This window comes from Clostridium magnum DSM 2767 (assembly GCF_001623875.1).
GTDB lineage: Bacteria > Bacillota > Clostridia > Clostridiales > Clostridiaceae > Clostridium_AM > Clostridium_AM magnum.
This window is the reverse complement of the sequence record NZ_LWAE01000001.1, coordinates 42,264-54,648: the sequence shown is the minus strand read 5'-3', so window position 1 is coordinate 54,648 and position 12,385 is coordinate 42,264. Positions and strand designations below refer to the sequence as shown.

12 protein-coding genes and 12 tRNA genes are annotated in these 12,385 nt (G+C 33.5%); 3 read left to right on the top strand and 21 right to left on the bottom strand.

The annotated features are described in order from the left end of the window. Nucleotides 1-11: 11 nt before the first annotated feature. From fabD to CLMAG_RS00300, 7 genes are all read right to left on the bottom strand, one after another. Entirely contained in the window at nucleotides 12-947 is a 936-nt protein-coding gene (gene fabD, locus CLMAG_RS00330; RefSeq protein ID WP_066616341.1) for an ACP S-malonyltransferase, read from the bottom strand. A gap of 14 nt (nucleotides 948-961) precedes the next feature. Further along, entirely contained in the window at nucleotides 962-1,909 is a 948-nt protein-coding gene (gene fabK, locus CLMAG_RS00325; protein WP_066616339.1) for an enoyl-[acyl-carrier-protein] reductase FabK, read from the bottom strand. Between the two features lie 42 nt (nucleotides 1,910-1,951). Then, entirely contained in the window at nucleotides 1,952-2,176 is a 225-nt protein-coding gene (locus tag CLMAG_RS00320) for an acyl carrier protein (RefSeq protein WP_066616337.1), read from the bottom strand. Nucleotides 2,177-2,198: 22 nt separating this feature from the next. After that, nucleotides 2,199-3,179, bottom strand: a complete 981-nt coding sequence (locus CLMAG_RS00315; protein ID WP_066616336.1) for a beta-ketoacyl-ACP synthase III — start codon at nucleotides 3,177-3,179, stop codon at nucleotides 2,199-2,201. Continuing rightward, complete coding sequence (locus CLMAG_RS00310; RefSeq protein WP_066616333.1) at nucleotides 3,172-3,648, bottom strand: MarR family winged helix-turn-helix transcriptional regulator; 477 nt, start codon at nucleotides 3,646-3,648, stop codon at nucleotides 3,172-3,174. Before CLMAG_RS00310 ends, CLMAG_RS00315 begins: the two co-directional genes overlap by 8 nt. Before the next feature lie 40 nt (nucleotides 3,649-3,688). Then, nucleotides 3,689-4,765 (bottom strand): NAD(P)H-dependent flavin oxidoreductase, encoded by a 1,077-nt coding sequence (locus CLMAG_RS00305; protein WP_066616330.1) that lies wholly within the window; start codon nucleotides 4,763-4,765, stop codon nucleotides 3,689-3,691. 201 nt (nucleotides 4,766-4,966) lie between these two features. Further along, complete coding sequence (locus CLMAG_RS00300; RefSeq protein ID WP_082831761.1) at nucleotides 4,967-5,953, bottom strand: M23 family metallopeptidase; 987 nt, start codon at nucleotides 5,951-5,953, stop codon at nucleotides 4,967-4,969. A 186-nt stretch (nucleotides 5,954-6,139) separates the two neighbouring features. Between CLMAG_RS00300 and CLMAG_RS00295 the strand changes: the two genes are divergently transcribed. Both CLMAG_RS00295 and CLMAG_RS00290 read left to right on the top strand, forming a co-directional pair. Next, complete coding sequence (locus CLMAG_RS00295) at nucleotides 6,140-7,153, top strand: DnaD domain protein (RefSeq protein ID WP_066616327.1); 1,014 nt, start codon at nucleotides 6,140-6,142, stop codon at nucleotides 7,151-7,153. Beyond that, a complete protein-coding gene (locus tag CLMAG_RS00290) occupies nucleotides 7,150-8,133 on the top strand; it encodes an ATP-binding protein (protein WP_066616324.1) in 984 nt (327 codons plus the stop codon). The genes CLMAG_RS00295 and CLMAG_RS00290 overlap by 4 nt, the downstream gene beginning before the upstream one ends. Nucleotides 8,134-8,413: 280 nt before the next feature. Here CLMAG_RS00290 and CLMAG_RS00285 read toward each other — a convergent pair. The 14 genes from CLMAG_RS00285 to CLMAG_RS00220 form a co-directional block, all read right to left on the bottom strand. Next, nucleotides 8,414-8,489: transfer RNA gene (locus tag CLMAG_RS00285), tRNA-Thr, on the bottom strand. A gap of 8 nt (nucleotides 8,490-8,497) precedes the next feature. Beyond that, a tRNA-Asp gene (locus CLMAG_RS00280) sits at nucleotides 8,498-8,574 on the bottom strand. 6 nt (nucleotides 8,575-8,580) lie between these two features. Beyond that, nucleotides 8,581-8,656 (bottom strand) — tRNA-Val (locus CLMAG_RS00275). 14 nt (nucleotides 8,657-8,670) lie between these two features. Continuing rightward, nucleotides 8,671-8,745 (bottom strand) — tRNA-Glu (locus tag CLMAG_RS00270). Between the two features lie 28 nt (nucleotides 8,746-8,773). Then, nucleotides 8,774-8,849 (bottom strand) — tRNA-Thr (locus CLMAG_RS00265). A gap of 8 nt (nucleotides 8,850-8,857) precedes the next feature. Beyond that, nucleotides 8,858-8,934: transfer RNA gene (locus CLMAG_RS00260), tRNA-Asp, on the bottom strand. Nucleotides 8,935-8,940: 6 nt separating this feature from the next. Continuing rightward, nucleotides 8,941-9,016: transfer RNA gene (locus CLMAG_RS00255), tRNA-Val, on the bottom strand. Nucleotides 9,017-9,030: 14 nt separating this feature from the next. Continuing rightward, a tRNA-Glu gene (locus CLMAG_RS00250) sits at nucleotides 9,031-9,105 on the bottom strand. A gap of 28 nt (nucleotides 9,106-9,133) precedes the next feature. Beyond that, nucleotides 9,134-9,209 (bottom strand) — tRNA-Thr (locus CLMAG_RS00245). An 8-nt stretch (nucleotides 9,210-9,217) separates the two neighbouring features. Next, nucleotides 9,218-9,294 (bottom strand) — tRNA-Asp (locus CLMAG_RS00240). A gap of 6 nt (nucleotides 9,295-9,300) precedes the next feature. Continuing rightward, nucleotides 9,301-9,376 (bottom strand) — tRNA-Val (locus CLMAG_RS00235). 13 nt (nucleotides 9,377-9,389) lie between these two features. After that, nucleotides 9,390-9,464, bottom strand: a tRNA-Glu gene (locus tag CLMAG_RS00230). Nucleotides 9,465-9,643: 179 nt separating this feature from the next. Continuing rightward, complete coding sequence (locus CLMAG_RS00225; protein WP_066616321.1) at nucleotides 9,644-10,459, bottom strand: pyruvate, water dikinase regulatory protein; 816 nt, start codon at nucleotides 10,457-10,459, stop codon at nucleotides 9,644-9,646. A gap of 48 nt (nucleotides 10,460-10,507) precedes the next feature. Further along, nucleotides 10,508-10,888 carry a CoA-binding protein gene (locus tag CLMAG_RS00220; RefSeq protein ID WP_066616318.1) on the bottom strand — a complete coding sequence of 127 codons (381 nt, stop codon included), beginning with the start codon at nucleotides 10,886-10,888 and terminating at the stop codon, nucleotides 10,508-10,510. Nucleotides 10,889-11,029: 141 nt separating this feature from the next. Between CLMAG_RS00220 and CLMAG_RS00215 the strand changes: the two genes are divergently transcribed. After that, nucleotides 11,030-12,262 (top strand): BaiN/RdsA family NAD(P)/FAD-dependent oxidoreductase, encoded by a 1,233-nt coding sequence (locus CLMAG_RS00215; RefSeq protein WP_066616307.1) that lies wholly within the window; start codon nucleotides 11,030-11,032, stop codon nucleotides 12,260-12,262. Nucleotides 12,263-12,385: the final 123 nt, after the last annotated feature.

Genomic DNA, 12,385 nt, shown 5'->3' with positions numbered 1-12,385 from the left:
CATTCTCCATTCTATTTTTTTAGTTTTTCTATAGTACTCTCCAATGATTTTAAATCTTGAACATTTAATACTAGCGCTTTTCTGTTTATCTTCTTTACAAACCCACTTAATACTTTACCAGGTCCGATTTCCACAAAAGTGTCTACGCCCATATCCATCATTGTTCTTATACTTTTTTCAAAAAGCACTGTACTCATTACCTGATCCTTCAAGAATGGTTTTATTTGTTCTTTGCTTTCTACAGCCTCACCTGTAACGTTCGTTATTACTGGAATAAGAGGTTCACTTATTGATACATTCTTAAGTTCTTCCTCTAATTTATCCGCTGCTGGTTTTAGCATTGATGTATGAAATGGCCCACTAACTGTAAGGATAACTGCTTTTAATGCACCTTTTTCTCTTGCTTTTTCGCAAGCTGCCTCTACTGCTTTAATCTCTCCACCAATTACAATTTGCCCTGGACAGTTTAAATTTGAAGGCTCAACTATACCTATATCAGAAGCCTCATTACAAGCTTCTCTTACTTTTTCTTCATCTAATCCTATTATTGCAGCCATAGTACCAATTCCCTGTGGTACTGCTTCTTGCATATATTTCCCTCTTTTTTTAAGTAGCTTAACTGCTTCTTCAAATTCTAATGCACCACTACAAACCAAAGCAGAATATTCACCAAGACTTAATCCTGCCGTAATATCTGCCTTTATACCATGACTTTCTAATGCCTTTTCTGCTGCAATGCTTACTGCTAAAATAGCTGGTTGAGTATTTTCAGTGCTATTTAAATCCTGTTCTGGTCCTTCAAAGCACATATTGGTTATTGAAAATCCTAATGCCTTATCAGCACTTTCAAATACATCTTTGCATATATCTATATTTTCATATAATTCTTTTCCCATGCCAACATATTGTGCACCTTGACCTGAGAATAAAAAAGCTATTTTACTCATTTACTCCTCCACACTTATCCAATTTGAAACATCTTTGATACTTTTTTCAAGTTTGCTTCTGCTTCACTAAATATCTCTTCTATTATCTCACTGCAGCTTTGTTCCTTGGAAACAAGACCTGCAATCTGTCCTGCCATTACTGATCCATTATCAACATCACCTTCACGGACAGCTCTTGATAACGCACCTCTTCCTAGTTCTTCAAATCTCTCTACAGGCGCTCCTTCTTTCTCTAAAAGCTGAAACTGTCTTACTAGTTTGTTTCTTAACACACGTACTGGATGTCCTGTAGGTCTGCCTGTAACCTGAGTGTCTATATCCTTTGCACTTAATACTTTCTGCTTATAATTTCCGTGAACAGTACATTCATTTGCTACCAAAAATCTTGTTCCTACTTGTATTCCTGCTGCACCTAACATAAATGCTGCTGCTGCGCCTCTTCCATCACCTATTCCACCTGCGGCAATTACAGGAATATTAACAGCATCAATTACTTGTGGAACTAATGCCATAGTAGTAAGTTCTCCTACATGACCTCCTGATTCGCATCCTTCTGCGATGATAGCATCAACTCCTGCTCTTTCCATTCTCTTAGCCAATGCTACTGAAGCTACCACTGGTATAACCTTTATGCCATGACTCTTCCACATTTCTATATACTTACCTGGACTTCCAGCCCCTGTAGTAACAACTTTAACGCCTTCTTCACAAATCATTTTTGCAACCGCATCTGCAGTCTCACCCAAAAGCATAACATTCACCCCAAAAGGCTTATCCGTTAACTTTTTTGCTTTACGTATCTCTTCTCTTATCCAATCTAAAGGAGCATTACCTGTAATAATACCAAGTCCACCTGCATTAGAAACTGCTGCTGCTAAAGAGCTATCAGCAATCCATGCCATTCCACCTTGTATAATAGGATATTTTATCCCGACCATATCAGAAAATACGGAATTAATCATAATTGTTCCTCCCGACTATCAAATTATAAATTGTTATTAAACCTATTTTTGTAATATATCTTCAACAAACTTAACTGCTTCACCAACAGTTTTAATTGATTCAGCATCTTCTATCTGTACACTAAATTCTTCTTCTATCTCTATAATTATTTGAAAAAGATCCAGTGAATCTACCCCTAGCTCTTCAAAAGAAGTGTCCATTGTTATATCACTCTCTGATAATCCTAGCTGTTCTGCCATTATCCTCTTAATCTTCTCAAAAGCCATCATATTTCCTCCAATCCCATGATTACCATTGAATTATTATTCCCCCATAAGTTAGGCCTCCACCAAATCCTATGAGTAAAATTTTATCTCCCCGTTGGATTAGATTTTGTTCTACCATATCATCTAATGCAATACCTACACTTGCAGCAGATGTATTACCAAATCTATCTAAGTTTAAATAGAATTTTTCTTCACTTACCCCTAATTTTTTAGCTGCTGATTCTATTATTCTAAAATTAGCTTGATGTGGTACTATATATTTTATATCTTCTAAAGAGCAATTTGAATCTTCTAAAAGTTTTTCTACTCCTTGTGTTATAATTTTTACTGCAAATTTAAACACTTCTCTACCATCCATCTTAATTGTAGAATCCATTTGCTTATCTAAATTTTCCTTACTTACATATGGATTTTTTACAGGAATTGCATCACTAACTAACGCTTTTCCCTTACTACCATCGGACCCTCTAAAGATAGATAGTATACCTTCAATGTCAGAAGTCTTTAAAATTGCTGCTGCTGCTCCATCTCCAAATAATACACAGGTATTCCTATCCTCCCAGTTAATAATCTTAGAAAGAGTTTCTGCACCAATAACTAGTGCAGTCCTACAACTTCCTGATCTTATAAACTGAGTTGCAATATCTAAACTATAGATGAATCCTGAACAAGCTGCTGAAATATCAAAACAAGTCGCATTTACCGCCTTTATGTTACTTTGCACTATACAAGCAGTTGATGGAATAAAACTATCTGGTGTAGCAGTTCCTACAATAATTAAATCTATATCCTCGACCTTTATGTTTGCATTTTCTATAGCTTTCATCGCTGCTTTTGAAGCCATATCTGCTGTGTTTTCTCCTTCAGATATTCTTCTTTCCTTTATTCCTGTTCTGCTGCTTATCCATTCATCACTGGTATCTACAATACAGGATAAATCATTATTATTTACAATCTTTGGTGGTACATAGCTTCCTGTACCTATAACCTGTACCTTATTCATTGCTAATCTCCTTTAAGTTAGTTTTTAAATTATACTTAGATTTAAAGAAAACATTAAGTTTTTCTAGTGATTTAACTAGAATCCCTTCTTCTTCTTCTGTAAGTCCTTTTATAGTAGCTTTAACCATATCTGTATGAAACTTTTTATGAACCCTGTAAGCAAGCTTACCTTTCTTAGTTAACTGGATATTCACTATTCTTCTATCTGTTTGACTTTTCTGCCTTTGCACATAGCCCTTTTTAACTAAGTTATTTATTGCTATCGTCAAGGTTCCCAATGTTATATTTAGACTACATGCTACCTCTGTCATCGTTCTAGGTATATACATTCCTATAGCGTGAATTGTGTGAATCTCCGTAACAGATATGTCATTGAACGAGCCTGATTGAAGAGCTCTTTGTTCTATTTCTAGTATGTCGTTGAAAGTATCTACTAAAAGCTCATTTAGAACCTTTATACACTCACTCACAAAATCACCACTTTAACACTAATATTTACCAAAATGTCTTTTACCCATTATAAACTTCTTCAGCATCACTAACTAGTTCATCTATTAACTCTTTTACAGTAACAATCTTATCTATCTTATAAGCACTACTGCCCGAAAAAATTAATCCTTCCTGTATATTTCCTTTGACTGCTTCAATTAGCGCTTTAGAAATACAATAAGGAGTCTCTTTTGGATTACATTTTTTTAAACAGTTAAAGCACTTTTTCGGACTTATTCTTTCTATCTCAACTTGATCTATAAAATCATTCTTAATAGCCCTACCAGGAAGACCTACTGGACTTTGTATAATTTTGATATCATCCTTACTTGAATTAACATACGCCTTCTTATAATCTATATCAGCATCACATTCTTCTGTAGCCACAAATCTTGTTCCCATTTGTACACCTGAAGCACCTAGTTTTATAAACCTTATAATATCTTCACCTGAGAAAATTCCTCCTGCTGCTACAACAGGAATTGATTTATTATACTCACTCTCGAATGGCTTCAAGGCTTCTATTACCTCAGGAACTATTTCTTCCAAGGATGTGTCCCCATCTGTTAGCTGTTCTCTTTTAAATCCTAAATGGCCGCCTGCCTTAGGTCCCTCCACAACAACTATATCTGGCATCCTAGAATACTTTTTAGTCCATTGCTTTACAATTAGCGCAGCTGCCTTTCCTGAAGAGACAATAGGTGCAATTTTAACATTACTGCCCTCTACAAGTTTAGGTAATGATAATGGAAGTCCAGCACCAGATATAATTATATCTATTCCTTCTTCCACACAAGCTTTTACCATATCTTCATAATTATTAATGGCAACCATAAGATTAACTCCTAAAATTCCCTTAGGACTTAACTCTCTTGCCATTCTAATTTCTTTTTTTAATCCTCTAATATTCGCTTCTTTAGTATTAGTTTCAAAATCTGGTTCTCTGTATCCTATTTGAACTCCAGATATCACACCAATACCACCTTCATTTGCTACTGCTGATGAGAGCTTATAGCCAGATACACCTACGCCCATACCACCTTGTATGATAGGCACTTTAGCCTTTAGCTCTCCAATAATTAATGGAGGTAGTTTCATTTAATCGTCCCCTTTTGAATTATTTTTGACTATCAAATACTTTGATAGTCAAAGTATATATGAAAAGGCCCATACTGTCAATATTTATTCCATAAAAATGAATTTATGGGATAAACATCATAAAACAAAGAAGTAGCACCCCTAAAATACCCAATTCCTTTTAGCTCCGATACTACCCCTAATTTAATATATACTAATTATTTAATTTAAGTACTTTGATGGGTTCTGGGGAACATTATCGACTCTTACTTCAAAATGTACATGTGGCCCAGTACTCCTTCCAGTACTCCCTACTTGACCTATTTTTTCGCCTCGCTTTACATATTGTCCTAAAGACACTCCTATACTACTACAATGAGCATAGACAGTTTGAACTCCTGATCCATGATCTATTTTTATTACATTACCATACCCATCTTCCCATTCAGCACAACATACTTTTCCATCCATTGCAGCATAAATAGGATCTCCCATAGAAGCACCTATATCTATTCCATTATGCATTTTTCCCCATCTAACTCCGAAAGGTGAAGTTATTTCTCCTCTAGATGGTGTGTACATAAGATTAGATAAGGACGTTGATCTAGAAAGACTTAAGTTTTCAGTCTTATTTATCTCGCTTTCTTTGATAAAAGATACTAAAGAATCTTTTTTATTATCATTTACTACTTTAACAATGTCTTCTATAGTTTGTATATGGCCAATACTAGTATCTTCTTTTACATAAGTTATATGATTTTTTAGTTTTAGATCTGAATTAGAATATTCTTTTATATACATATCCTTAACAGTATCTAAAACTTTTATAATTTCATTTTCATTAGCTAGAAACCCCACATTTTTCCCATCTGACTTCATTAAAACACCAGATACTTTAGTAGTACTATTCTTTACTACAGTTTTTCTAAGGATTTTAGAGCTACTTAAATCTTTCAATGATACTCTTACATAATTAAATTTTATATCATCATTTATTGTAGTTTTTCCAAATCTTTTTTCTAAATCTTGTTCTATATCTTTTTTTACATTATACAATTCTTCTTTACTTTCAATGAACGCTAAATGTTTGCCGTTCATATATACCTCATAAGCATTAGGCTTACTTTGTATATATTGAATAATTACAGCAACAGCAATAATAATAGCTAAAAAGCTTAATGACAATTTAGCTTTATTACCAAGTAACAAAATAATCAATCCTTTCTAATTTTCTATATTTTTGCCCACATTTCTTTATTCTGTCTCAAATTATAAAAATTATTACATATTTTCAAGATTTTTTTTCATTGTTATAATTTTTTTATTTTGTTATAATTGTTTATTAGATACTATTAAAAAAATATAGAACTCAATTAAAGGTAGGTTTTAACATATATGAGCACTTTTGTATTTAAGAGTAGAACTTCAAACTATACCCCTGTAAGTAATATTTTTATAGATAAATTTATGCCGAAAGCCCGAGGAGAGTTTGTTAAAGTATATCTTCTAGGGCTAAAATATTGTGTTTCTGGAGAGTTTGGTGTTAGCTCTCAAATAATGGCAAGCGCATTACATCTCTTAGAGACAGATGTATTAAATGCATGGAACTACTGGAATGATGAAAATATTATCAAGATAATTCCCATAGATAACATGGGAAACTATAATATTGAATTTTTAGACATATCGGATATTCCTGAAGGAAAAGAAGATAATATAAATCTATTAGAAGAATTAAATAAGAATTCAACGAAAGATATGCTACAAGACATAGAGAAGCTATTAGGAAGACCTCTTTCTTCAAAAGAAATGACCATGTATATAAGTTGGCTAAAAGACTTTGGCTTTTCACCTGAGTTACTACTCCTTTTGATAGAATATTGTGCATCAAAGGGTAAGACTGATTGTCGATATATAGAGAAAATAGCTCTTGCTTGGTTTGATTCAAAAATAAAAACCTTAGATGATGCTCAGGTTTTTATAAAAAAACATGAAGATAAGTGGATTAATATAAGAAAAATACTAAATTATCTTGGAATAAAAGATGCAGAAATAATGAAACCACAAGAAGAAATGTTAAGTAAATGGATTAACACTTACAAATTTCCAACAGATATTATATTTAAAGCCTGTGATGTATGTTTCCAAAGGATAAATAAATCAGATTTTAAATATATTGATGGAATATTATCAAGCTGGTATAAGGATGGCATTAAAACAGTAGAAGATATTGATAAAAAAGATATTAAAAAGGACACTAAAAAACCTAACTATAATAACAACTCTAACTCTGGATTTAAAAACAATAATTATAATAAATCTTCAAATAGCACATTCAATAACTTTAAACAAAGAGATTATGATTTTGATGATTTAAAGAAGAAACTATTAGGATGGGATAATAAATGATAAAAGGTTATCAGAGCAGTATAATTAAAGTTTATGAAAATATACGAGCATCCGAAGAGAAATTACTAAAATTGAGAAGAGAAGAAATAGAACTGAAGATTCCTGAGGTTATAAAGATAGAAAATGAAATTGCAAGGCTATGTTTAAAGTTATCAATAAATATTCTAAATAACTCAGAAAATAAAGATAGATATCTTAATGAATTAAAAGAAAAAATAACTGATCTTAGAATTAGAAAATCAGAACTTTTAGTAAGCAATAATTATCCAATAGACTATCTTGAGTTACACTATAGATGCTCTCAATGTAAAGACACAGGATTCATTAGTAATAATAAATGTATTTGTTATAAACAAAAGCTTGTGGAATTATATTATGAAAACTCAGATTTAAAAGAAATACTTAAAAAGAATAACTTCGAAAACTTTAATATTGAGCTTTATTCTTCTCGTAAAACCGGCAATGAACCTATAAGTCCTAAGAAGAATATTGAGGATATAGCATCTAAATCTTGGAACTTCATCGAAAATTTTTCGTCAAGTAATGAGAATTTATTATTCTTAGGAAATCCAGGAACAGGTAAGACATTTTTGTCTAATTGTGTAGCAAAGGAACTGTTAGACAGAGGTTACTTAGTAATATACCGAACTGCCGAAACTTTAATTCATGATTTAAAGCATATACGATTTAATAATGATGATGTATTAGAAGACCTATTATTAAATTGTGATTTACTTATAATAGATGATTTAGGCTCTGAACAGATAACTGACTTTTCTAAAACAGAACTTTTTAACTTATTAAATAGAAGACTTCTTAAAAAGAATAAGATGTTAATATCCACTAATTATGACTTAGAAGATTTATTAAAGATATATTCAGAGAGAATTTCTTCAAGATTACTTGGTGAATTTACGCTATGTAACTTTTTCGGTGAAGATATAAGAATTCATCAAAACATAAAGAATAAAAGATATTAATAAGAAGGCATGATAATGTTTCTAGAAAATTATCATGCCTTCTTAATTAGTTTTATCCTATGAGTAACAGCTCCAATATTCCCATCTGATTCAAGTTTCCACTTTATCAACAGAATATATTATAATTTTATGCACAATGTAATGTATATGTGAGTAATTTTTAGTTCATGCTGTGTATAAATTATTGTAAAACTTAACTTTCCTTTGCTTTTAAAAGTGGATATTTTTAATGTACTATTTTTTTGCAAAATAAAAACTGCACAATATAAATTGTGCAGTTTGGTGCTGGCAGCAAGAATCGAACTCGCGACCTACTGATTACAAGTCAGTTGCTCTACCTGCTGAGCTATGCCAGCAAATATTATGGCGACCCAGAAGGGACTCGAACCCTCGACCTCCGGCGTGACAGGCCGGCACTCTAACCAACTGAGCCACTGGGCCATAATGTGGTGGGCACAACAGGGCTCGAACCTGTGACCCTCTGCTTGTAAGGCAGATGCTCTCCCAGCTGAGCTATGCGCCCACATTATTTAATAATGGTGACCCCTAGGGGAATCGAACCCCTGTTACCACCGTGAAAGGGTGGTGTCTTGACCGCTTGACCAAGGGGCCATGTTAATTTTTAAAATATTTCCTATAATGGTGCTGGCAGCAAGAATCGAACTCGCGACCTACTGATTACAAGTCAGTTGCTCTACCTGCTGAGCTATGCCAGCAAATATTATGGCGACCCAGAAGGGACTCGAACCCTCGACCTCCGGCGTGACAGGCCGGCACTCTAACCAACTGAGCCACTGGGCCATAATGTGGTGGGCACAACAGGGCTCGAACCTGTGACCCTCTGCTTGTAAGGCAGATGCTCTCCCAGCTGAGCTATGCGCCCACATTATTTAATAATGGTGACCCCTAGGGGAATCGAACCCCTGTTACCACCGTGAAAGGGTGGTGTCTTGACCGCTTGACCAAGGGGCCATGTTAATTTTTAAAATATTTCCTATAATGGTGCTGGCAGCAAGAATCGAACTCGCGACCTACTGATTACAAGTCAGTTGCTCTACCTGCTGAGCTATGCCAGCAAATATTATGGCGACCCAGAAGGGACTCGAACCCTCGACCTCCGGCGTGACAGGCCGGCACTCTAACCAACTGAGCCACTGGGCCATAATGTGGTGGGCACAACAGGGCTCGAACCTGTGACCCTCTGCTTGTAAGGCAGATGCTCTCCCAGCTGAGCTATGCGCCCACATTATTTAAAATGGTGACCCCTAGGGGAATCGAACCCCTGTTACCACCGTGAAAGGGTGGTGTCTTGACCGCTTGACCAAGGGGCCTTAGTCAACTTGTCGGTGCTCTGTAACGACCCGACATAGAGTATAATACAAGAAATTCACCAAAGTGTCAACACATTTTTAAAATATTTTTTTGCATTTTTTATTAATTATTGATAAAACCCTTATATTTCAACACTTTTATCAATAATTAATAAACAATTTATTTTACAATATACTTGCTAATATGACTTTATCCCCATGTGTCCTATATGTTCCATTACTATTAAAGCAGTATCTTCTATAGCTCTCTTTGTCACATCTATAATTTTACAATTTAATCTTCTTATAAGTCTATCTGAAAATTCTAGTTCTTGCAGTATTCTTTCTGCATTAGCATATTGTATTTCTTTTGAAAGCGCTGAAAACTTGCCTAATCTATGTTTTCTTATCTCGATAAGCTGCATAGGATCTATAGTAAGTGCTACTATTTTTCTTCTATCAATCTCATATAATTCTTCAGGAATTGGTACCTCAGGCATAAGCGGTATATTCAATGCCTTTATTCCCTTGTTTGCAAGATACATACATAAAGGCGTTTTAGAAGTTCTAGAAAGTCCTATTAGAACTACATCTGCATGCTTTATACCTGAATGATCCTTACTATCATCATATCGAATAGCAAACTCCATAGCCTCAATTTTTTTATAGTACTTTGCATCCATGCCCCAAACTGCTCCAGGCCTATAATCTGGTACCTTATTTAAAATTCTTGAGGCCATGCTTATACACGGCCCAAGTACATTTGTTATATGTATCCCTGCTTCGATGCATCTTTGTACTAAAAACTCCCTTACATCAACTAAAACTATGGTAGAAATAATCATTATATTTTCTTTATTTTCAATACTATTTATAAATTCATTTACATCTTCAAAGCTCTTTATATATGGCACTCTCTCCAGATCAATCTTATCACAAAACTGATTTAGAGTAGCCTTAGCGACTTGCTCTGCTGTCTCCCCTATAGAGTCTGATACTGCATATATTTTTAACATAAGAAATTCCCCCTTAAAACCTAACTTTCGGCTTTATCCCATTGTTTTTTATCTAGGATCATAATTTGAAAGCTCTACAAGTGCACATCCCGCTATAGCTATAATACCTTTACTTTTGCATAAATTCAATATTTCGTAACTTTCAGCTCCTGGCTGTATTAATACTTTATCAACCCCTAGGTCAATTGCTTTTTCAATTACCTTGAGCCCACTTATAGGATTTATACATAAATCTATTACATCTATCTTGTAAGGAACATCTTCCAATGATTTATATACCTTATCACTATTCTCTCTTGGATTAACACCAGATACATTAAAATTAGATTTCTTTAGCGCTTTAAGTATCTTGTAAGCATATTTTTCCACATTTAGTACATCTCCAACTACTACCCAATTTTTATAATTTAGTAACTCTTTAGCATCCATAAACCTATTTCTCCTTTCAATACTTGTATATAATCTATTATATACAAAATATAAAAAACTATCTTACTAGTTTATATATAAAAAACTATATATTTAGGGTAAAATATTAAATAATAATTTGATTATGAGGAGTTGTTTTCTTTGTTTCATGAAATAATTATAATTGGTGGTGGTGCATCTGGGATCATTGCATCAATTACTACAAAAGATATGGGGAAAGATACTGCTATTTTAGAGGGTAGTAGTCGAATAGGTCAAAAAATACTTACCACCGGAAATGGTAGATGCAATATAACTAATAGAAACATCACCTCTTCTAGATTTCATAGTAAAAACCCTGATTTTTTTAACTATGCATTAAATAACTTTACAGTAGAGGATACTACTAACTTTTTTTATTCATTAGGACTTCCATTAACCACTCTAGAAGGAGATAAAATGTATCCATTATCCCTTCAGGCCTCATCGGTTTTGGATGTGTTTAGAATGGCTCTAGAAGACCGTAATATACCTATATACTTAAACTCTAAAGTAAAAAATATCCAAAAAAACTCTAAACGCTTCAAAATAACTACTACCTCAGGCGAAATTTATGAATGCAATAAACTAATATTATGTTGTGGCGGTAAATCCGCACCAAATACTGGTTCTGACGGATCTGGATTTAGTTTAGCAATGGCACTAAATCATAGTCTAGTAAATCCAGTGCCAGCCCTTGTGCAACTTAAATTGGCATATAAAAATCTTAAATCTTTATCTGGTATAAAATTTAATGGCTTTGCTGAAATAATTATAAATAAAACTTCAATAAGAAAAGAGTTTGGAGAGATTCTATTTACTGACTATGGCATATCTGGTCCTCCTATACTCCAGTTAAGTCGTATAGCTTCCTGTGCCCTATCTGAAGGTAATTCAGTCTATATGACTATTGATATGATGCCTGATTTGAGTAAAGAAAATTTAATAGAGTTTTTAGAAAATCACTGGGGAATTTTTAGCTATAGAAGTGTATTAAACTCATTTGTTGGCCTAATAAATAAAAAAATTATACCTATACTTTTGAAAGAGGCTTCTATCTCAAATATACATAAACCATGCTACGAATTAGATTGGAATGAAAAACAAAATATTTTTACCTTACTAAAAAACTGGACCTTTGAAGTATGTGATACTAATTCCTTTAAGAATTCTCAGGTAACTGCTGGAGGAATAAATACAGTTGAAGTAAATCCAAACACTCTAGAATCTAATTTAGTTAAAAACCTATATTTTGCTGGAGAATTGCTAGATGTAGATGGTGATTGTGGGGGCTTTAATCTTCAATGGGCTTGGAGTTCAGGTTTTATTGCTGGAAAAAGTGCTGCGGAAAATTAATCAGTAATTTTATATATTCTATACATACCTATTATAATGCAAAATTCAGGTGTATACACTGCTAGTAAACACCTGAATTTATTGATCTAATTTTTATCCGATGACTACCCGCTCTAATACTCC